Genomic DNA, 19,474 nt, shown 5'->3' with positions numbered 1-19,474 from the left:
GAGAGCCGCCATGCGCCAGCGGCAACCCCCGCGTCTCGTTCAGATGCCGAACTCCACAGCGATGGCGTAGCCCGGACCTTGGATATCCCGCTCGATCTCGCCCGAGAGGCTTTCGACGGCGCTGTCGATGATCGCGATACCCAGGCCCGCGCCCGGGTTCGCGACGCCGACTCCGTCGTCCCGGCAGGTCAGGCTGAAGGTTCCGGGCTCGGTCTGGCGGCCCACGATTTCGATGTGGCCATCGCGGTCGTCGGGGAAAGCGTGCTTGAAACTGTTGGTCGTGAACTCGTTGACCACGATGGCGAGGCTGCCGGCATGCTGAGCCGAGATGTTCACATCCGCGCAGTCGAGCGAGATCGTCACCCTCTCGGGCGCCGAGGCACGGATCAGGTCGATGACCGAGGACAGGAAGCTCTTGAGGCCGATCTTGCGGTCGGTGCCGGTCCGGTAGAGTTCCGAGTTCAGCGCCGCCACCGTGTCGATCCGCCGCGACACCACCTCGAGCGCCTCGCGCGCTTCGGGCGTCTCGACCCGGCGCGATTGCAGGCGGGTCAGCGAGGCGACCGATTGCAGCGAGTTCTTCACCCGGTGATCGACCTCGCGGCGCATCACGTCGGCCCGGCGCAACGCCCGGCGCAGCTCGAGCTGCGCCATGACCTGGCGAGACATGACCCCCAGCATCGTGATCTGGTCTTCCGTCAGGCTGCGCGGCGTGCGGTCCATCACCGACAGGGTGCCGAAGACTCGCCCGCTTCCGGTCAACAGCGGTGCCGCGGCGTAAAAACCCACGGTCCCCTCCACGCAGATCCGAAGCCCGGCGGTGCGGGGGTCGGCACGGGTATCTTCAACGACGGCGACACCCGAGCCGGAGATCACGCGCATGCAGATCGTCTCGTCCAGCGGAAGCTCTTCGACCTCCATGCCCTCGCGGACGACGAACCATTGGCGCTGTTCGTCGAAGAGCGAGATGTTGCCCTGCCCGACACCGCACAGGCGCATCGCCAGCACGACGATTTCACGCATCGAGGTCAGGTCCGAGTCCTTGGACAACCCGTAAGAACGGAGGGTGGCGCGGCGGGCGCGGCGGTGTTCGTGGGTGAGCATTTGCGATGGACCGGTCATTTGTCTTGCGGCGTTAGCAAGAAAGCGCGCGCCCCTCCACCCTTCGTTTCGGAGTTTCGTCACCTCATACGCCACGCTCCGGTCGGGCTGCTGCATGACGCGGACCGTGACACTTCCACAAAAAGGGCCGCCGGGATCACCGGCGGCCGCATTGGTTCGGGAAACTGTGGGTGGTCAGCCGATCAGGCCGCCGCCCTTCACGCCATGTTCGGCATAGTGCCGCTCGAGCCGCTGGAGGCCGATGCGCAGAACGATCTTGCCCGATCTTGCCGCCCAGCCCATGCGCTGTTCGACCGTCTCGAGCCCTTCGAGCTTGCAACAGACCCGCAGCACCACGTCGCCCAGGCCGGGGCCAAGATCCGCAAGCGCCGCGGACACTCGAGCCAAGGCGCCCTCGGAGCCTCGCGCGGTCACGTCGCCCGTGGGCGTGACGACCAGAAGGCTCTCCCATCCGCCCTCGGGAATCCCGGCCATCGCGGCGATCTCGAAATCCTCGCGCAGCCGCTCTCCGGCGCGGACCTGGGCATCTTCCAGGAAACGTTCGCCCGACTTGTCCTTGCGCCGGGCCAGCATCACGAGCGGGCTTTCCGCGGCATAGCGGGTCCGGCGGTCGGGGGTGTCGTCATCATGCGCCGCGCGGGCGGTCGCGTTCTCCGTATGGGCCAAGTATGCCTTCAGCGCCGCACGCCCCGGTCCCGTGATCCGGTAGCGCAGCACGCGGCCTGACGTGCCCGAGGCGATCCAGTCGCGCAGGGCCATCGCCTCGGCCACGGCGCTTTCCACCGTGCCGGTCCGCAGCGTCTCGCCGCCCGCGACTTCGCGGACGATCACCGCCATTTCCATGCCCTCGGCAACCGCGAGGCAGGCGCCTTGCTCGCTCAGGCGACGCAAGACGCGCTCGGCCTCGCGGTCGAATTTCTCTGATGACGGAAAGGCGTCCGCGTGAGTCATCGCATTCATGTCCCGTTTCCCTTCGAGCCGTCCAGCGATCCGCGGAGCGGTTCGGATATGCCCGAGCCGCGTCAGCGCCCTGTCGATCAGAGGATCGTCCCGCCGCGCTTCACAGCGCCTCACCTGCCGCAGGACGGTCGAGGCATGGCATCCTGCGTGTCGCGCCAGGGACCGGATCGACCGGCCCTCTACGACATGCGCGAGGTATGTCTGCACATGGTCGGGGATCCAGGCGTCCGGGCAAGCATCTGCCGAGTTCTGCGCGTGCGCTGCCATGTCTGTCCGGCCTCCGATCAAGTTCACCTCTGACTGTCAGAAGAATCGTTGCGACTATCCTTGTTCACTGTTGACGTTTTGTTAACGACGATAACCGTCACACCCCTTCTGCATGCGGTTTACTAAACTGTAACTGCGCCTGCGCGCGCTACTTGTTCCGAACGCGCAACAATAAGTTGTCTCATGGCAGACACATTCCCGCCAGATTCGGGAGTTACACATGTCGATCTTCGAACGAACCCTCGCTCAGCTCCGCCGTCCGCGCCTGCTCGTGCAGGCCGCGCGCCACGGGTTGACGGGCTATGACCGCGAAGCGGTCCTGTCGCGCATCCTGAAGGGCGTCGCCCCCGATCCGGGAACGACGAGCTTCGATCAACTGACGCGGACGGAGCGCGCGCTGGACGATGCGCGCAGGCGGGGCGACGCCGGATACAGCGTCGCCGGCCATGTCGAGGCGCTGACGGCGCTGTTGGCCGAAGCGCGCCTGCTACTTGGTGTCGGACGCCTCAGTTGAAGGCGTCGGGCATCTCGGCCTTGCGGCGCGCGACGTAATCTTCAAGGCCGTCGGCGATCCCCGGGTCGAGATCGGGCGGCTGATACTCGGCCAGCAGCTTTTCGACCCGCGCTTCACCCAGCGCGGCCGTATCGCGGCCGCCCTCGTCGGCCCAGGTCTCGAACGGCTTGTAGTCCAGGACCTGGGACCGCCAGAACGCCGTCTTGAAGTTGGCTTGCGTATGCGCGCAGCCAAGGAAATGGCCGCCCGGCCCGACCTCGCGCAGGGCGTCCATCGCCTGCCCGGTCTCGCTCATGTCGACTCCACCGGCCAGCGTATGCAGCACGCCGAGCTGGTCCGCATCGGTCACGAACTTCTCCAGCGAGGCCACCAGCCCGCCTTCAAGCCAGCCGGCGGCGTGGAGCATGAAGTTCACGCCCGACAGCAGCCCCATGTTCAAGGAGTTCGACGTCTCGTAGGCCGACTGCGCGTCGGGTAGCTTGGAACCTGTGAATGACCCCGCCGAGCGGTACGGCAGCCCCAGCCGCCGCACGAGTTGCCCGGCCCCGTAGGTGATCAGCGCCGCCTCGGGCGTGCCGAAGGTCGGGGCGCCCGAATTCATGTCGATCGACGTCACGAAGGCCCCGGCAATCACCGGCGCGCCCTTGCGGCAGAGCTGGCTGTAGGCCACCCCCGCCATGACCTCGGCCAGCACCTGCGTCAGCGTGCCGGCCACGGTCACCGGCGCCATCGCACCGCCCACGATGAACGGCGAGACGATGCACGCCTGGTTCGCCTGCGCGTAGACCTCGAGCGCGCCCATCATCGTCGCGTCGAACGTCAACGGAGAGTTGATGTTGATGAGCGACGTCATCACCGTGTTCTCGGCGACGAACTCCTTGCCGAAGAGGATCTCGCACATCTCCACCGAATCGGCGGCGCGGCTGGGCTCGGTCACAGATCCCATGAACGGCTTGTCCGACAGCGTCATATGCGCCATCAGCATGTCGAAATGCCGCTTGTTCACGGGGATGTCGGTCGGCTCGCACACTGTCCCGCCCGAGTGGTGCATCCATTTCGACATGTAGGCGAGCTTCACGAAGCTGCGAAAATCCTCGATCGTGGCGTATCGCCGCCCGAGTTGGCGGTCGCGCACGAAGGGCGGTCCGTAGACCGGCGCGAAGACCAGATTGCGCCCGCCGATCTCGACCGAACGTTCGGGATTGCGCGCGTGCTGCGTGAACTGCGCAGGCGCCGTGGAACAAAGCTTGCGGGCCAGCCCCTTGGGGATGCGGACGCGGTCCCCCTGCACATCGGCGCCCGCCTCGCGCCAGCGATCCAAAGCGGCGGGATTCTCGGAAAACACGACGCCGATTTCCTCGAGCACCGTCTCGGCATTCGCCTCGATGAGCTCGAGCGCCGCGTCGTCGAGCATCTCGAGGTTCGGGATGTTGCGCTCGATATACCGCGCCGCCTCGATGCGTACGGCGGTGCGTTCGGCCCGCCGCGCGGCGCCACCTCCCGTGCCCCTGCCGCGCTTGCGTGTCGCCGTGTCGGACATGATCGCACCCCTGAAGTTCGCTTCCGGCCTGTCTAGCGCGCGAATCGACCCGTCCGCGGCCCATTTGCGCCGCCTGACGACGAAAACCGACACGAGGCCGCCCGGTCTCCACACCTGCGCACAGGACGCGTTCGCCCACCCCGAATTCCCACGGCGCCGGGATGTGATATTCGCACCGCGTGACTTACCCGGCGTCAACAAAACAGGAGTGCCCCATGACGACCCTCGATCGCTATGCCCCGCAAGTGCTGAGCGTGCTGCGAATTGTCTCCGCGCTGATCTTTTTCGTGCACGGGACGCAGAAAATCCTCGGCTTTCCCGCGTCGGACATGAATCCCGCCGCCTTCAGCATGCCCTGGATCGCGGGGATCCTCGAACTCGTCGGTGGAGCACTTCTGATCCTCGGCCTCTTCACCCGGCCGGTCGCCTTCGTGCTGTCGGGGCTGATGGCCTTCGCCTACTGGATCGCGCACGCGCCGCAATCGCTCTATCCCGCCCTGAACGGCGGCGATGCGGCGATCCTCTTCTGCTTCGTCTTCCTCTACTTCGTCTTCGCTGGTCCCGGACCGTGGAGCCTCGACGCTGCGCGCGGCAACACGCACAGGACCACGCACCGCACGGCCTGATCCGATGGCGCTCCGCCGGCCTCGCGGCCGGCGGAGGTCTCAGCGCGTGTAGACGGCGACCGTCGGAATATCCGCAAGCCCAAGGCCGAGCGCCTGCATTGCCGATAGCGACAGCGTCGCCCCGCCTTGCGCCGGACGCAGTTCGACATCGGCGCTCTGGCCGGTCGAGGCGATCTCGGCCCGGCCCGGCTGCACCGACGACACGAGCGACGTTGCCAGCCAGGTGCCCCCCTCGCTCGGGTCACCCAGCGATGCCGTCACCTCCCCGAGACGCTGACCGCCACCCGTTGCGGCAGGTGCCGGTGCACTCTCGTCGGCCTCGGCTGCGGCGACCGCCGGGTCGGCTACGGTCGTATCCGCTGGCTGCACCGCCGGCACGGGTGCGACTGTGGCCGGCTCGGAACCACGGGAGATCTGCGAACAGGCACCGAGAAGGCTCAATGCGGCGACGGCGGAAAGGGGCATGTTGAGATTCATGAAATGATCCTGCCCCATCCCGGCCCGCGTCACAACGACGGAGTGCCCCTTGTTGCCCCCCGAGGCGCGCCATAGGTTGAACCCATGACCGAACCTCTCATCGACCCGTTCCAGCGCGCGATCTCTTACCTGCGTGTCTCAGTCACGGACCGCTGCGATTTCCGCTGCGTCTATTGCATGGCCGAGAACATGCAGTTCCTGCCCAAGAAAGAGCTGCTGACGCTCGAAGAGCTCGACCGCATGTGCTCGACCTTCGTGGGCTTGGGCGTGCGCAAGCTCAGGATCACCGGCGGCGAACCGCTCGTCCGGCGGGACATCATGACCTTCTTCCGCGCGATGGGCCGTCACCTTGAATCGGGCGCGCTGCAAGAGCTGACGCTGACCACGAACGGCTCACAACTGTCGCGCTTCGCCGACGATCTCTATGCCGCGGGAGTCCGGCGGGTGAATGTCTCGCTCGACACCCTGGACGAGGAGAAGTTCGGACGCGTCACCCGTTGGGGTCGCCTGCCGCAGGTGCTGAAGGGCATCGACGCGGCGCAGGCTGCCGGGTTGCGGGTCAAGATCAACACCGTCGCGCTCAAGGGCTTCAACGAGGACGAGCTTCACACGCTGGTGGACTGGTGCGCCGAACGCGACATGGACCTGACCTTCATCGAGGTCATGCCCATGGGCGATCTGGGCGGCGAGGATCGTGTCGGGCAGTTCTGGTCGCTGAAAGACGTCCGCGCTCGCCTGGCCGAACGCTTCACGGTCACCGAGCTGACCAAGCGCACCGGCGGTCCCGCCCGCTATGTTCGCCTCGGCGAGACCGGGCAGGAGATCGGCTTCATCACGCCGCTGAGCCACAATTTCTGCGAAAGCTGCAACCGGGTCCGCCTGACCTGCACCGGTGAACTCTACATGTGCCTCGGGCAGGAGGACATGGCCGACCTGCGCACGCCCCTCCGGGCATCCGAGGATGACCGCGTGCTGGAACAGGCGATCCGCGCCGCGATCTCGCTCAAGCCCAAGGGTCACGATTTCGACTATTCCCGGCAGGAGGCCGGCGGCCAGATGACCCGCCACATGAGCCACACGGGCGGCTGACGGTCCGATGGCTGGACGGTCGATCTGGCTGAGCCTCGTGGGCCTCGGCGAACGGGCGGTCTGGCCACTGATCCGCCGGCGGACCGAGCGGCGCTACGTCGATAAGGGCGGTGATCCGGAGCGCTGGCCCGAGCGGTTGGGCCGGTCCGACGCAGTGCCCGATGGCCCGGTGATCTGGGTCCATGCGGTCAGCGTGGGCGAGATGATGTCGGCCCTGCCCCTCGTCGAAGCCCTGCTCGCCGCACGCCCCGAGGCGCGGGTGCTGCTGACGACGACCACGGTGTCCTCCGCCTCGCTGGCCTCGATGCGCATGCCCGAGCGGGCGATCCATCGTTTCGCGCCGGTGGACGACCCTGCCGCGGTCGCGCGGTTCCTCACCCAGTGGAAGCCCGAACGCGCGATCTTCCTCGAAAGCGAGCTCTGGCCCAGCCAGATCGCGGCGCTCGACCGGCGGCGCATCCCGCTTGCGGTGGTATCGGCGCGCCTGACCGAGGAGTCCGCGCGGAAATGGGGCCGTGCCCCCGGCCTCGCCCGCGCCGTGTTCGGGCGGATCACGCTGCTTCTCGCCCAGGACGCTGCCACGGCCGAGCGCGCCCGGGCCCTGGGCGCCCCTCGCGTCGAAGTCGCCGGATCGCTGAAAGCTGCGTCCGCGCCCCTGCCGGTGGACGAGGCCGAGCGCGCCGCCTTCGCCGAACGGATCGGCGACCGACCGCTCTGGGTCGCCGCATCGACTCACCCCGGAGAGGAGAAGCTCGTCACCGATGCGCATGCCCTCCTGCGCAAGACGCATCCCGATGCCCTTCTGATCATCGCCCCCCGCCATGCCGAACGCGGCGCGGAACTGGCCGAGAAATTCGCCCGCTGGCAGCCCCGGTTGCGCAGCCGCGGCGCCCGGCCGGTCGGTGGCCTCTATATCGCCGACACCTACGGAGAGCTTGGGCTCTGGTTCTCGCTCTCGCGCACGGTCTTCCTCGGAGGGTCGCTGGTCGAGGGGATCGGCGGGCACAACCCGCTCGAGCCCGCCGCCTTCGCCTGCCACATCCTGACCGGCCCTCACACGGCCAATGCCGAGACGGACTTCACTGCCCTTGGCCCTGTCGTCACCCGCGTCCGCACCGCCGCGGAAATCGCGACGGCCGCAGCCGAAAGTCTCGGGCCGCCACGCACCGAAAGCAACGGGAAGGGTCCGACGGCCGACTTGGCGCGCGCTATCGCCGGGGCCTGCCTGGCGTTGTGATCCCCTCGACAAGCGGCTCCGAGCCGGGCACATCAACACCATGCCCGAGCTTTTCGTCACCAACTACAACGCGCGCTTTACCGGCGTTTCCTCGACCGCGCAGCGCATGGCGGTGCACCACCTGCAGCGCCACGACCTCGCGCTCGTCGGCCAGCCGCTGCCCGGCCTGCCTGACCCGATCACGCCCCGTGCCGCGCGCCAGCTCAGCCGCACGCCGCCGAAGGGCCGGCCCTTCGCGATCTGGCACGTCCGCCGCGATCCCGAGATGATCTCGGCCCTCTACGCGCGCGACATCCTCCGCCTGCCGATCCGAACCGTTTTCACCTCGGCGGCGAAACATCGGCACGGCGCGCTTCCACGCTGGCTGATCGGCCGTATGGATGCGGTGATCGCCACGTCCCCCGATGCCGCGTCGTTTTTCCCGGACGTGGCCGCGACCCTGCCGCACGGGGTCGACGTCGACGCCTACCAGCCCGCCGCCAACCGGTGCGCCGCGTGGGAGAGCCTCGGCTACGGCGGCACCCACGGCGTCGCCATCATCGGCCGGGTGCGGTCGTCGAAGGGAACGGACGTCTTCGTGGACGCGATGATCCGCGTCATGGCGACGGACCCGGGCGTTCATGCGCTGATCGTCGGACTCGCCAAGCCGTCCGAGGATGCCTTCGTTTCCGATCTCCACGCCCGGATCGCGGCCGCAGGTCTGGGCGGGCGCTTCCACTTCACTGGCGCCCTGCCGCTCGACCATCTGCGAACCGAGGTTCTGCCCGCCCTGTCGCTCGTGGTTAACGTCGCGCGATACGAGCCGTTCGGCGTCGTCCCGATCGAGGGCATGGCCGCGGGCACTCCGTTCGTCTGTTCCGATACCGGCCATTACCGCGCCTTCTCGGACGGCGGCCGCACCGGCCTGATCGTCCCGACCGACGACGCCGAAGCCACCGCCGCTGCCGTCGGCGAACTGCTGTCCGACCCCGACCGGATCGAGAGCATGGGCCGCGCCGCCCGCGACAAGGCCGTCGCCGACCATTCCATCGCGCGCGAGGCGGACGGGGCGGCCGAAATCTACGAACGCCTGTGGGCAGGCGAGGATCTGGCCGTCCACCGCCCCCCGCTCTAGGCGGCGGGCAGGCGCTGTTCGACCAGCGTGGCCCAGTAGCTGACGCCAGCGGGAATTGCGTTATCGTCGAAGTCGAACTTCGCGGAATGCAACGGAGCTGTATCGCCGTTGCCGACTAGAATATAAGCCCCCGGCCGCGCCTCGAGCATGTACGCGAAATCCTCGCCGCCCATCACCAGGTCCGCCGCGGCGCAGTCGCCGGCCACCGCGCGCGCGGCCTCGGCGGCGTAGGCGGTTTCGGTGTGATGGTTCGCCATCACCGGATAATTGCGCTCGTACCGCACCTGCGCTTCAGCCCCGTGAGCCCCCGCGATGCCTTCTGCGATCCGGGCGATCCGCGCCTCGGCCATGTCCTGCACCTCGGGTTCCAGCGTGCGGACCGTGCCCTTCATGTGGACGCGCCCGGGGATCACGTTGAACGCGGTCGAGGACGTCTCGAACGAGGTCACCGACACCACCACCTGCTTCGTCGGGTCGGCGACGCGCGAGGCGATGGTCTGCAGCGCGCCCACGATTTCCGCCGCGACCACGGTGGCGTCGATCGTTTCGTGCGGCTTGGCAGCGTGGCCGCCCTGCCCGATCACGTCGATCTCGAACACGTCCGTCGCCGCGAAGAACGCGCCCGCGCGGATCGCGAAACTGCCCAGCGGCAGGCCCGGCCAGTTGTGCATGCCGTAGACCTCTTCGATGCCGAAGCGATCCATCATGCCGTCCTGAACCATGACCTCGCCGCCGCCGCCGCCCTCTTCGGCGGGCTGGAAGATCACCGCGACCGTTCCGCCGAACGCGCGCGTCTCGGCCAGGTAGCGCGCCGCGCCTAGCAGCATCGCGGTGTGCCCGTCATGGCCGCAGGCATGCATCTTTCCGCGCACTTCGCTGGCATACGCGGCGCCCGTCGCCTCGGTGATCGGCAGCGCGTCCATGTCTGCGCGCAGGCCCACGCAGCGGCCGGGGCCGCCCTTGCCGTGGATCAGCCCGACCACGCCCGTGCGCCCGATGCCGGTCACGACGTCGTCGCAGCCGATTTCCCGAAGCTTGTCGGCCACGAAAGCCGATGTTTCGTGCGTGTCGAACCCCAGCTCGGGCCGGCGGTGCAGGTGCTGGCGCCATGCGGCGATCTCGGGGGCCATGTCGGCGATGCGGTTGCGGATGGGCATTGGTCGGCCTCTTACAGGTGGAATGCCGCGCGTCGGGAGCCATCCCGGAAGCGCGCGAAACGGAAGGGGGTCAGGTCGGTTCCGGGGTCGCGCCCCAGCGCAAGATCGGCGGCAGCGCGTCCTACACCGGGACCGATGCCGAAGCCATGCCCCGAGAGGCCCGTCAGCAGGGTCAGGCCGGGCAGGTCCGGGACGTTGTCGATCACCGGGATCATGTCGGGCAGGCTGTCGATCATCCCCGCCCAGGCTTTGCGCATGCGAACCGGACCCAGCGAGGGGAAGGCCTCCGCGAAGTGCCGGGCCATCCGCGCGACGAAACGCCGGTTCGGCGTGGGATCGAGGACCCGCAACCGCTCGAACGGGCTTGCCTCGTCCTCGCCCCAGCACGTCGTTCGGCGCCAGGCGTCGGGGTAGCCGGCGGGCGAGGCCGGGCGCAGGTTGGTAGACAGCATGTCGCGCCGGAACTCCGGGAAGAAGGCGCGGGAGTGGCGGACGGCATCGGGACCAATGAAGAAGTCGTGGTCGAAGGACGGGGCGAGCGAGTAGCCCCCGTCGACGCGACGACGGAAGGCAAAATGATTGTCCACGCCCTGCCCCGCGAAGATCTCGGGCAACGGCTCGGTCTGAGCAACCGTCCCACGGACCGAAAGCTGCGGCAGCGCGACCCTGTGCCGCCGCAGCAGCGTCGAGGACCACGCACCGCCCGCCAGCACGACGCTTGGTGCGCGCACCCGCCCGGCCTCGGTCACCACGCCGGTGACGCGGCCGCCTTCGATGTCCAAGGCCCGCGCGGCGCAGTTCTCGCGGATCGTGACGCCGAGACGGGCGGCGAGCCGTGCAAGGGCCGGCACCGCCAGCCACGGCTCGGCCCGGCAATCGGACGGTGTCCACAGCGCCCCGATCCAGCCCGCACGCGCCTCGGGCAGCATCCGCGACAGTTCCGCCCTGTCGATCACCCGGCTGTCCAGCCCGTGCCCCGCCGCGATCCCAGCCCAGTTTCGGTAGCGCTCCAGCGTTGCATCGTCCTCTGCAAAGTAGAGCGTCCCGGTCTGTCGCAGGCCCAAATCTTCGTTGGTTTCCGACTGGAGGTCGTGCCAGTTGCGCACCGCCTCCATCACCAACGGCAGCTCGTCGGGATCGCGGCCTTGCTGCCGTATCCAGCCCCAGTTGCGCGAAGATTGCTCGCCCGCGATCCGCCCCTTCTCGACCAGCACGACCCGCGCGCCGGCTTTCGCGGCATAGATCGCGGTGCTGACGCCCGCGACGCCGCCGCCGATCACCACGAGGTCGGCCTCGGGCGGCAGATCAGCGTCGTGGGCGATGGGGGTCGAAAGGGTAACGGGGCCGTCCTGGAGCATGGCGCCACGCTCTGCCCACCCCATGGAAAGGTCAAGGCGCCTTGGCGGAGACGTTGCGCTCGCTACATCGGGCGGAATGTCAGACCGTTCGCTCACCGACGGCTCGATCAGCCGCGCGGTTCTTTCCGTGTCCGCCCCGATGGTTCTGGGCATCTTCGGCGTTCTGGCCGTGGGGCTGGCCGACGCCTACTTCCTGGCCCGTGTCGGGCAGACGCAGCTTGCCGCCGTGGGCTACATCTATCCGGTGACGGTGTCGGTCACGTCCCTGTCCATCGGCCTCGCCGCCGGCGCGAATGCGGCGCTCAGCCAGTCGATCGGCGCCGGCACCTCCGAGGACGAGACCCACCGCATGGGGCTGCACGCCCTCGGACTGGGCCTCGTCGTCGGCGTCGTCGTGGGCACCGCGTTGTGGGCGCTTCAGGGGCCCATCTTCGGGCTGATCGGCGCCAAGGGACCCGTGACGGACGAGATCGCCGACTATGTCTTCTGGTGGGCGATGAGCTTTCCGTTCCTCGTCCTGTCGATGCTGGTGGGCGCAATGTTCCGCGCCCGTGGAGACGGCGTCACCGCCTCGATCATCATGGCCAACCAGGCGGCGACGAACATCGCGCTCGACCCGCTGCTGATCTTCGGGCTCGGTCCCTTTCCCGAGATGTCCACGGGCGGCGCCGGGCTCGCCACATTCCTCGTGCGCGTGGGCGCCACGGTTGGCGGGATCTGGTGGGCGTGGCGCAAGGGGCATCTGTCGACCGCTCGCAACCCCTTCGAACAGATCGGCCGCTCGGTCCGCAGGATCGGCGAGGTCGGGCTGCCCGCGGCGATCTCGAACGCGATCAACCCGGCCGGGATGGCCATGGTGACCGCCGCCGTCGCCACGCTGGGGGAAGCGGCCGTCGCCGGGTTCGGCGCGGCCACGCGGGTGCAGTCGCTGGCCATCGTGCCGCTTCTGGCGTTGTCGTCGGGGATCGGGCCGGTGGTCGGCCAGAACTGGGGCGCGCAGAGGACGGACCGGGCGCGCGGGGCCGTGCGCGTCACGTTCCTGATGTGTGGCGGCTACGGCGCCTGCGTAGGGACGGTGTTGATGCTGTTCGGCGGCCCCATCGCGAGCGCCGTCGCTTCGGGCCCCGACGATGCCGCGGTCGCCGCAGTCTACCTGCGCATCGTGGGGCTGTCGCTCTTCGGCTACGGCGTGCTCGTGACGGGCAACGCCGCGATGAACGCCCGGTCGAAGGCGATGTGGTCCATGGGACTGTCCGCGGCCCGCATCTTCGCGGTCTACCTGCCGCTGGCCTGGCTGCTCGTGGGGCTCTTCGGCTTTGCCGGTATCGCGGCCGCCGCAGCGACAGCCAACGTCGCCGCGGCCCTCGCCATGGTGTGGGCGACGCGGACAACCGGCCTGTCGCCGCTTGCCGATCGTTCCGAGCTACAGGCCCGCAGCGCCCGCCAGTAACGACCCCGAAGGATCAGGTGGACTTCGACGCCGCCTTCTTGGCCGACTGCTCGACCTTGGCGACGGACTCGTCCACCTGGTTCTGCATCGAGCGATAGGCCTGCTCGTTCGCCTCGCGGGCGTTGTCGGCCATCTTGCGCATCAGCTTCAGCGCCTCTTCCACACCGTCGTTCATCGCGTTGGTGCGGGCCTTCAGCGCATCTGGGCCGGCATTCTCTTCGGCCCATTCGTATTGCTGGCGCGCGGCATGGGTCAGCTTCTCGAAGATCTCCATCTGCTTGTCGAGGAGGTCCTTGTACGCCTCGGCGGCGGCCTTGTTGGCCTCGGACATGGCTTCGAAGTTCCGCTGGTTGGCGCGGATCACCTGCTCCATGTCGAACATCTGCGCCTGAGGCTGCTGGAACGCCTGCATCATCGTCTGCGGGTTCCACATCTTGGCGATGCGATCTGGGTCGAACGCATCCATGAAGGCGCTCATGTCAAAGGGATTGTTCGGATTTCGGGCCATGCGCGTCTCCTCCTCGGGCGTGTTGCCTACCCCCCGAACCTTAACCCTTCCGCCCTTACTATCAAGCGCGGCGGTCAGGGGGCGACTTGCGCCGCCCCTTGGCCCGTCACTTCTTCTTCGGCGGCATCAGGTCGGTGATCGTGCCCTCGAACATTTCGGCGGCGAAGTTCACCGTTTCCGACAGGGTCGGGTGCGGGTGAATGGTATGACCCAGGTCCACCGCGTCCGCGCCCATCTCGATGGCCAGCGCAACCTCGGCGATCAGCTCGCCCGCGTTGGTGCCGACGATGGCGCCGCCGATCACGCGGTCGTCCTCGGGGTCGAAGATCAGCTTCGTCATCCCCTCGCTGCGCGCGTTCGACAGCGCCCGCCCCGAGGCTTGCCACGGGAAGACGCCCTTCGCGATCTTCAGCCCCTGCTCTTTTGCCTGAGCCTCGGTCACGCCGCACCAGGCGACCTCGGGGTCGGTATAGGCGACCGAGGGGATCACGCGGGCATCGAAGGCGCGCTTCTCGCCGGCGCAGACTTCCGCCGCGACCTTGCCCTCGTGCACCGCCTTGTGGGCGAGCATCGGCTGGCCCACCGTGTCGCCGATGGCGAAGATGTGGGGCACGTTGGTCCGCTGCTGGTGGTCGACCTCGATGAAACCGCGATCCGTCACGGCCACGCCCGCCTTGTCGGCGCCGATCTTGCCGCCGTTGGGGCTGCGCCCGACCGAGACGAGGAGCTTGTCGAACACCTCGGTCTGGCTGTTGCCGTCGGGGCCTTCATAGGTGACGTGGAGGCCATCATCCTTGGCCTCGACCCCGGTGCATTTGGTCTTGGTATGGATCGCCTTCAGCCGGCCTTCCATCCGTTTCGCCAGCGGCTTGACCATGTCCTTGTCCGCACCGGGCAGGATCTGGTCCATCATCTCGATCACCGTCACGTCCGACCCCAGCGCGTCGTAGACGGTCGCCATCTCGAACCCGATGATCCCGCCGCCCAGGACGCACATGCGCTCGGGGATGGGGTCGAGTTCCAGTGCGCCGGTCGAGCTGACCACGCGCGGGTCGTCATGGGGAATGAAGGGCAGCTTCACGGGCTCGGAGCCGGCGGCGATGATGCACTGGTCGAAGGTGACCGTCTTCTTCCCGTCGGACGTCTCGACCTCGATCGAGTGCGCGCCGGTGAAGGTGCCGTAGCCTTCGACCACCGTGACCTTGCGCTGCTTGGCGAGGCCCTTGAGGCCGCCCGTCAGTTGCTGGACGACCGAGTCCTTCCACTTGCGCAAGGTCTCGCCGTCGATGTCGGGCTTGCCGAAGTTCAGGCCGTGCTCGGACATCTCCTCGGCCTCGGTGACGACCTTGGCCGCGTGCAGAAGCGCCTTCGACGGGATGCAGCCGACGTTGAGACAGACCCCGCCGAGCGAGGAATACCGCTCGATCAGCACGACCTTCTTGCCGAGATCCGCCGCCCGAAACGCCGCCGAATAGCCGCCGGGGCCAGAGCCCAGCACGACCACCTCGCCATGTACGTCGCCGGAACCCGCCTTGGAGCCCTCGGCCGCCTTGGGTGCGGGCTTGTCCTCGGTCTTGGCCTCGGATTTCTTCGCGCCCTCGTCGGGCGTGTCGCCGTCCTCGGCCGCTTCGAAGATCATGATGACATCGCCTTGGGTGACAGTGTCGCCCTCTTTGACGCGGATCTCCTTCACCGTCCCCGCATTCGGGGACGGCACCTCCATCGTGGCCTTGTCGGATTCCAGCTCGATGAGCGGATCTTCCTTCTCGACCTTGTCGCCGACGGACACGAGCACCGACACGACGGGCACATCGGAGAAGTCTCCGATATCGGGAACCTTGATTTCCATGCTCATCCCCTCACAGCATCAGACGCCGGGGATCGCCCAGCAGATACGCCAGTTGGGCGCAGAACTTCGCCGCGAGCGCCCCGTCGATGGCGCGGTGGTCGTAGGACAGGCTCATCGGCAGCGTCTTTTGCGGCACGAATTCCTGTCCGTTCCAGATCGGCTTCATCCAGTATTTCGTCAGTCCCAGGATCGCGACCTCGGGGGCGTTGACGATGGGGGTGAAGCTGGTCCCGCCGATGCCACCCAGGGACGAGATCGTGAAGGTCGCGCCCTTCATGTCGTCGCCCTTGAGCTTGCCATCACGCGCCTGCGCGCTCAGATCGCCCAGTTCCTTCGAGATCTCGACGATTCCCTTGCGGTCCGCATCCTTGATCACCGGCACCACCAGACCGTTCGGCGTGTCCGCCGCGAAGCCGATATTGTAGAAGTGCTTGCGGATCAGCTTGTCGCCATCCGGGTGGATCGAGGAATTGAGCTGCCAGTGCTGCTTCAGCGCCGAGACGCTGGCCTTCACCACGAAGGACAGCAGAGTGACGCGGTAGCCCTCGTCCTTGGCCTTGGTGTCCAGCTCCTTGCGGTAGGCGTCGACCTCGTCGATCGCCGCGTCCTCGTTATGCGTGACATGCGGGATGTTGAGCCAAGACCGATGCAGCGCAGGGCCCGAAATCTTCTGGATCCGCGACATGTCGACGTCTTCCACGGGCCCGAACTTCGAGAAGTCGACAGCCGGGATCGGTGGAATGCCCATGCCACCCTGCGCCTTGCCCTGCGGCGCGGCCGGTCCGGCCTGGCCTTTCAGCGCCTTTTCGACATCTTCGCGCAGGATCCGGCCCTTGCGGCCCGACCCGTTCACCTGCCGCAGGTCCACGTCCACCCGCCGCGCGAACGACCGGACGGAAGGCGAGGCGTGGAACTTCGACGACCCGGTATCCACCACAGCGTTCGAGGCCGGCGCATCGCCGCCCCTGTTGCCGTAGCCCTCGGCCGAAGGCTTGCTCTCAGAACCCTTGCCGCCCGATTTCTCCTCGTCGTCGGCCGCGGCCTTCTCGTCGACCTTCGGCTCGGCCGCCTTTTCTTCCTTCGGCTCGTCCGAAGCGCCTTCCTCCTCGTCCTCGAGGATCAGGATCACCGTGCCCTCGGCGGCGCTGTCGCCTTCCTTGAGCTTGACCTCCTTCACGACGCCGGCGTGGGAGGACGGGACCTCCATCGTCGCCTTGTCGCTTTCCAGCTCGATCAGGGCGTCTTCCTTCTCGATCCGGTCTCCGACCGAGACCAGGACCGACACGACCGGAACTTCGTCGAAATCGCCGATATCCGGAACTTTGACTTCGGTTGCCATCTGTAGTTTTCCCTCGTTCTTTTCCGGTCCGGCTCAGCTCAGCCGCGGGTTGGGCTTCTCGCCCTCGATCTCGTACTTCTGCACGGCTTTCTCCATGTCCTCCTTCGACACGGTTCCGGCCTTGTAGAGCTCGTGCATCGCGGCGGCCGCGATGTGATTGGCGTCGACCTCGAAGAAGCGGCGCAGGTTCGCGCGGCTGTCCGACCGGCCGTAACCGTCCGTCCCCAGCACCGTGTAGGGCTGATCGACGAAAGCGCGAATCTGGTCAGCATAGGCCTTGATGTAATCCGTCGCCGCGATCACCGGACCCTTGGCGTTCGCCAGCGTCTGCGTGACGTAAGGCACCTTCGGTTCCGACAGCGGGTTGAGCCGGTTCCACCGCAGCGCATCCTGCCCATCGCGGGCCAGTTCGTTGAACGACGTCGCCGACCAGACATCCGAGGTCACGCCGAAATCTTCCTTCAGCAGCTCGGCGGCCCGGATCACCTGCATCAGGATCGTCCCTGACCCCATGAGATTCACGTGCTTCTTTGCGGGCTTGTCGGTCTTGGAGAGGCGGTAGAGGCCCTTGATGATCCCCTCTTCGGCACCCATCGGCATCTCGGGGTGTTTGTAGTTCTCGTTCATCAGGGTGATGTAATAGTAGACATCCTCCTGGTCCGCGAACATGCGCTGCATGCCGGACTGCACGATCACCGCGACCTCGTAGCTGAAGGTCGGGTCGTAGCTGATGCAGTTCGGGATGGTCGCGGCAAGGACAAGGCTGTGCCCGTCCTCGTGCTGCAGCCCCTCGCCATTCAGCGTGGTGCGCCCGGCGGTACCTCCCAGCAGGAAGCCCCGCGCCCGGCTGTCGCCCGCGGCCCAGCACAGGTCGCCGACACGCTGGAACCCGAACATCGAGTAGTAGATGTAGAACGGGATCATCGGGACCCCGTGGTTCGAATAGGACGTCGCGGCGGCGATCCAGTCGGCCATGGCGCCGGCCTCGTTGATCCCCTCCTGCAGGACCTGGCCGTCCTTCGATTCCTTGTAGTAGGCCATCTGGTCGGCGTCGGCGGGCGTGTATTGCTGGCCCAGCGGATTGTAGATCCCGACCGAGCGGAACAGCCCCTCCATCCCGAAGGTGCGCGACTCGTCCGGCACAATCGGCACGACGCGCTCGCCGATCTTCTTGTCGCGCAGCAGCGTCGTCAGGATCCGCACGAACGCCATCGTGGTCGAGAATTCACGGTCGCCACTGGCCTGCAACTCGCGCTTGAACGCTTCGAGCGCCGGAACCTCCAGCGCCGGGGCGCCGGTGTAGCGGGACGGGAACGAGCCGCCCAGTTCCTTGCGCCGGTCGGCCAGATAGGCCTTCTGCGCGTTGTTCAGGCTGACGAAGGGGACCTTCTCGATCTCGGAATCATCCACGGGAATCTTGAAGCGGTCCCGCATGGCCTTCAACTGGTCGGTGTCCATCTTCTTGGACTGGTGGGCGGTGTTCGCGCCCTCGCCGGCCTTGCCCATGCCATAGCCCTTGACCGTCTTGATCAGCAGGCAGGACGGGCGGTCCTTGGTCTCGGTCGCGCGCTTGTAGGCCGTATAGACCTTCTGCGCATCGTGACCGCCGCGACGAAGGGCGAAGACCTCTTCGTCGGTCCAGTCCTCGACCAGGGCGGCGGTTTCGGGATATTTCCCGAAGAAATGCTCGCGGATATAGGCACCGTCCTTCGACTTGAAGGTCTGGTAGTCGCCGTCCACCGTCTCGTCCATCAACTGGCGCAGCTTGCCGGACGTGTCACGTTCCAGCAGGTCATCCCAACCCTTGCCCCAGAGCACCTTGATGACGTTCCAGCCCGATCCGCGGAACGAACCTTCCAGTTCCTGCACGATCTTGCTGTTGCCGCGCACCGGCCCGTCGAGGCGCTGGAGATTGCAGTTCACCACGAAGATCAGGTTGTCGAGCTTCTCTCGCGCCGCGATGTTGATGGCGCCCAGCGATTCCGGCTCGTCCATCTCGCCGTCGCCGAGGAAGGCCCAGACCTTGCGGTCCGACTTCTCGATCAGGCCGCGGTTCTCCATGTATTTCATGAACCGTGCCTGGTAGACCGCCATCAGCGGCCCCAGCCCCATCGAGACGGTCGGAAACTGCCAGTAGTCGGGCATCAGCCACGGGTGCGGGTAGGACGACAGGCCCTTGCCGCCCGTTTCCATCCGGAAGCCCTTCAGGTCGTCTTCGGAAATGCGCCCCTCCATGAAGGAGCGCGCGTAGATCCCCGGGATCACGTGGCCCTGGAAGAACACCAGGTCGCCGCCATGCGTTGCCGACCGCGCGCGCCAGAAATGGTTGAGGCCGATGTCGTACATTACCGCCGACGACGCGAACGAGGCGATGTGCCCGCCGATCCCGTCCTCGGCCTTGTTCGCCTTCACCACCGTCGCCGCCGCGTTCCAGCGGTTGATCGACCGGATGCGCTTTTCCATCTCGGCGTCGCCGGGAATCTCGATCAGGTCATCGGCGGGGATGGTGTTCTGGTAGGGCGTGGTCGAGCTGAACGGCAGCACCGCGCCCGCCGCCCGTGCCTGGCTGACCGCCTTGTCGAGCAGGAAATGCGCCCGGTCCGGCCCGTCGCGGGCGATGACATCCTCGATCGCCTCCTGCCATTCCTGGCTTTCCACCGGATCGATGTCGTCCTGGCCGTCTTTCATGGCGCTCTCCCTCTCATGGCGAAGGAGGCGGGGCGCAAGCCGTGCGCCGTCAGTCCGCCTCCCTCGGACTGCTGAATTGACGTAGACCATAGACTGCCCTTCGCCATAGCGTCAGCCACCCTGCGCGAAGATCTGCTATGCACGTGGCGCAACTGCCATGCAAATGCTGCATAGCAGCG

16 protein-coding genes are annotated in these 19,474 nt (G+C 67.2%); 6 read left to right on the top strand and 10 right to left on the bottom strand.

Annotated elements, in window-relative coordinates; all coding sequences use genetic code 11:
• Nucleotides 1-39: 39 nt before the first annotated feature.
• Both PAM7066_RS14680 and PAM7066_RS14675 read right to left on the bottom strand, forming a co-directional pair.
• Complete coding sequence (locus PAM7066_RS14680) at nucleotides 40-1,104, bottom strand: sensor histidine kinase (RefSeq protein WP_175484686.1); 1,065 nt, start codon at nucleotides 1,102-1,104, stop codon at nucleotides 40-42.
• 192 nt (nucleotides 1,105-1,296) lie between these two features.
• A complete protein-coding gene (locus PAM7066_RS14675) occupies nucleotides 1,297-2,082 on the bottom strand; it encodes a DUF6456 domain-containing protein (protein ID WP_306456081.1) in 786 nt (261 codons plus the stop codon).
• A gap of 487 nt (nucleotides 2,083-2,569) precedes the next feature.
• Between PAM7066_RS14675 and PAM7066_RS14670 the strand changes: the two genes are divergently transcribed.
• Nucleotides 2,570-2,863 carry a DUF6477 family protein gene (locus PAM7066_RS14670; protein WP_085854984.1) on the top strand — a complete coding sequence of 98 codons (294 nt, stop codon included), beginning with the start codon at nucleotides 2,570-2,572 and terminating at the stop codon, nucleotides 2,861-2,863.
• On the opposite strand, the gene PAM7066_RS14665 is transcribed toward PAM7066_RS14670, so the two are convergent.
• Complete coding sequence (locus PAM7066_RS14665) at nucleotides 2,856-4,403, bottom strand: trimethylamine methyltransferase family protein (RefSeq protein ID WP_085854983.1); 1,548 nt, start codon at nucleotides 4,401-4,403, stop codon at nucleotides 2,856-2,858. The genes PAM7066_RS14670 and PAM7066_RS14665 overlap by 8 nt on opposite strands.
• 215 nt (nucleotides 4,404-4,618) lie before the next feature.
• Here PAM7066_RS14665 and PAM7066_RS14660 point away from each other — a divergent pair, with 215 nt between their 5' ends.
• Nucleotides 4,619-5,029, top strand: a complete 411-nt coding sequence (locus PAM7066_RS14660) for a DoxX family protein (protein WP_085854982.1) — start codon at nucleotides 4,619-4,621, stop codon at nucleotides 5,027-5,029.
• Nucleotides 5,030-5,068: 39 nt separating this feature from the next.
• Here the strand turns inward: PAM7066_RS14660 and PAM7066_RS14655 are convergent, their stop codons facing one another.
• Complete coding sequence (locus tag PAM7066_RS14655) at nucleotides 5,069-5,506, bottom strand: hypothetical protein (RefSeq protein WP_085854981.1); 438 nt, start codon at nucleotides 5,504-5,506, stop codon at nucleotides 5,069-5,071.
• An 84-nt stretch (nucleotides 5,507-5,590) separates the two neighbouring features.
• On the opposite strand from PAM7066_RS14655, the gene moaA reads away from it, so the two are divergent.
• Genes moaA through PAM7066_RS14640 form a run of 3 tightly spaced genes read left to right on the top strand, consistent with a single transcriptional unit; the run spans nucleotide 5,591 to nucleotide 8,946 of the window.
• Nucleotides 5,591-6,595, top strand: a complete 1,005-nt coding sequence (gene moaA, locus PAM7066_RS14650) for a GTP 3',8-cyclase MoaA (protein WP_085854980.1) — start codon at nucleotides 5,591-5,593, stop codon at nucleotides 6,593-6,595.
• A 7-nt stretch (nucleotides 6,596-6,602) separates the two neighbouring features.
• A complete protein-coding gene (locus PAM7066_RS14645; protein ID WP_085854979.1) occupies nucleotides 6,603-7,832 on the top strand; it encodes a 3-deoxy-D-manno-octulosonic acid transferase in 1,230 nt (409 codons plus the stop codon).
• Nucleotides 7,833-7,872: 40 nt separating this feature from the next.
• Nucleotides 7,873-8,946 (top strand): glycosyltransferase family 4 protein, encoded by a 1,074-nt coding sequence (locus PAM7066_RS14640; RefSeq protein WP_085854978.1) that lies wholly within the window; start codon nucleotides 7,873-7,875, stop codon nucleotides 8,944-8,946.
• On the opposite strand, the gene PAM7066_RS14635 is transcribed toward PAM7066_RS14640, so the two are convergent.
• Both PAM7066_RS14635 and PAM7066_RS14630 read right to left on the bottom strand, forming a co-directional pair.
• Complete coding sequence (locus PAM7066_RS14635) at nucleotides 8,943-10,103, bottom strand: M20 aminoacylase family protein (RefSeq protein WP_085854977.1); 1,161 nt, start codon at nucleotides 10,101-10,103, stop codon at nucleotides 8,943-8,945. The two genes, PAM7066_RS14640 and PAM7066_RS14635, sit on opposite strands and share 4 nt — an antisense overlap.
• A gap of 11 nt (nucleotides 10,104-10,114) precedes the next feature.
• Nucleotides 10,115-11,461, bottom strand: a complete 1,347-nt coding sequence (locus PAM7066_RS14630; protein WP_085854976.1) for an NAD(P)/FAD-dependent oxidoreductase — start codon at nucleotides 11,459-11,461, stop codon at nucleotides 10,115-10,117.
• 76 nt (nucleotides 11,462-11,537) lie between these two features.
• Between PAM7066_RS14630 and PAM7066_RS14625 the strand changes: the two genes are divergently transcribed.
• Complete coding sequence (locus PAM7066_RS14625) at nucleotides 11,538-12,911, top strand: MATE family efflux transporter (RefSeq protein ID WP_085854975.1); 1,374 nt, start codon at nucleotides 11,538-11,540, stop codon at nucleotides 12,909-12,911.
• Nucleotides 12,912-12,924: 13 nt separating this feature from the next.
• On the opposite strand, the gene PAM7066_RS14620 is transcribed toward PAM7066_RS14625, so the two are convergent.
• The 4 genes from PAM7066_RS14620 to aceE form a co-directional block, all read right to left on the bottom strand.
• Nucleotides 12,925-13,419 (bottom strand): phasin family protein, encoded by a 495-nt coding sequence (locus PAM7066_RS14620; protein WP_085854974.1) that lies wholly within the window; start codon nucleotides 13,417-13,419, stop codon nucleotides 12,925-12,927.
• 106 nt (nucleotides 13,420-13,525) lie between these two features.
• On the bottom strand, nucleotides 13,526-15,268 hold the full coding sequence (lpdA, locus tag PAM7066_RS14615) for a dihydrolipoyl dehydrogenase (RefSeq protein ID WP_085854973.1): 1,743 nt from the start codon (nucleotides 15,266-15,268) through the stop codon (nucleotides 13,526-13,528).
• 10 nt (nucleotides 15,269-15,278) lie between these two features.
• On the bottom strand, nucleotides 15,279-16,607 hold the full coding sequence (locus tag PAM7066_RS14610; RefSeq protein WP_085854972.1) for a 2-oxo acid dehydrogenase subunit E2: 1,329 nt from the start codon (nucleotides 16,605-16,607) through the stop codon (nucleotides 15,279-15,281).
• 33 nt (nucleotides 16,608-16,640) lie between these two features.
• Complete coding sequence (aceE, locus tag PAM7066_RS14605) at nucleotides 16,641-19,295, bottom strand: pyruvate dehydrogenase (acetyl-transferring), homodimeric type (RefSeq protein ID WP_085854971.1); 2,655 nt, start codon at nucleotides 19,293-19,295, stop codon at nucleotides 16,641-16,643.
• Between the last annotated feature and the right edge of the window lie 179 nt (nucleotides 19,296-19,474).

It is taken from the genome of Palleronia marisminoris (assembly GCF_900172315.1).
GTDB lineage: Bacteria > Pseudomonadota > Alphaproteobacteria > Rhodobacterales > Rhodobacteraceae > Palleronia > Palleronia marisminoris.
The sequence above is the reverse complement of the archived record's forward strand: the minus strand, read 5'-3'. Positions and strand labels throughout refer to the sequence as shown.

Coding starts and splice junctions, on each gene's coding strand:
- PAM7066_RS14680 (WP_175484686.1), bottom strand. CDS start 1,104: ATGCTCACCCACGAACACCGCCGCGCCCGCCGCGCCACCCTCCGTTCT.
- PAM7066_RS14675 (WP_306456081.1), bottom strand. CDS start 2,082: ATGAATGCGATGACTCACGCGGACGCCTTTCCGTCATCAGAGAAATTC.
- PAM7066_RS14670 (WP_085854984.1), top strand. CDS start 2,570: ATGTCGATCTTCGAACGAACCCTCGCTCAGCTCCGCCGTCCGCGCCTG.
- PAM7066_RS14665 (WP_085854983.1), bottom strand. CDS start 4,403: ATGTCCGACACGGCGACACGCAAGCGCGGCAGGGGCACGGGAGGTGGC.
- PAM7066_RS14660 (WP_085854982.1), top strand. CDS start 4,619: ATGACGACCCTCGATCGCTATGCCCCGCAAGTGCTGAGCGTGCTGCGA.
- PAM7066_RS14655 (WP_085854981.1), bottom strand. CDS start 5,506: ATGAATCTCAACATGCCCCTTTCCGCCGTCGCCGCATTGAGCCTTCTC.
- moaA (WP_085854980.1), top strand. CDS start 5,591: ATGACCGAACCTCTCATCGACCCGTTCCAGCGCGCGATCTCTTACCTG.
- PAM7066_RS14645 (WP_085854979.1), top strand. CDS start 6,603: ATGGCTGGACGGTCGATCTGGCTGAGCCTCGTGGGCCTCGGCGAACGG.
- PAM7066_RS14640 (WP_085854978.1), top strand. CDS start 7,873: ATGCCCGAGCTTTTCGTCACCAACTACAACGCGCGCTTTACCGGCGTT.
- PAM7066_RS14635 (WP_085854977.1), bottom strand. CDS start 10,103: ATGCCCATCCGCAACCGCATCGCCGACATGGCCCCCGAGATCGCCGCA.
- PAM7066_RS14630 (WP_085854976.1), bottom strand. CDS start 11,461: ATGCTCCAGGACGGCCCCGTTACCCTTTCGACCCCCATCGCCCACGAC.
- PAM7066_RS14625 (WP_085854975.1), top strand. CDS start 11,538: ATGTCAGACCGTTCGCTCACCGACGGCTCGATCAGCCGCGCGGTTCTT.
- PAM7066_RS14620 (WP_085854974.1), bottom strand. CDS start 13,419: ATGGCCCGAAATCCGAACAATCCCTTTGACATGAGCGCCTTCATGGAT.
- lpdA (WP_085854973.1), bottom strand. CDS start 15,268: ATGGAAATCAAGGTTCCCGATATCGGAGACTTCTCCGATGTGCCCGTC.
- PAM7066_RS14610 (WP_085854972.1), bottom strand. CDS start 16,607: ATGGCAACCGAAGTCAAAGTTCCGGATATCGGCGATTTCGACGAAGTT.
- aceE (WP_085854971.1), bottom strand. CDS start 19,295: ATGAAAGACGGCCAGGACGACATCGATCCGGTGGAAAGCCAGGAATGG.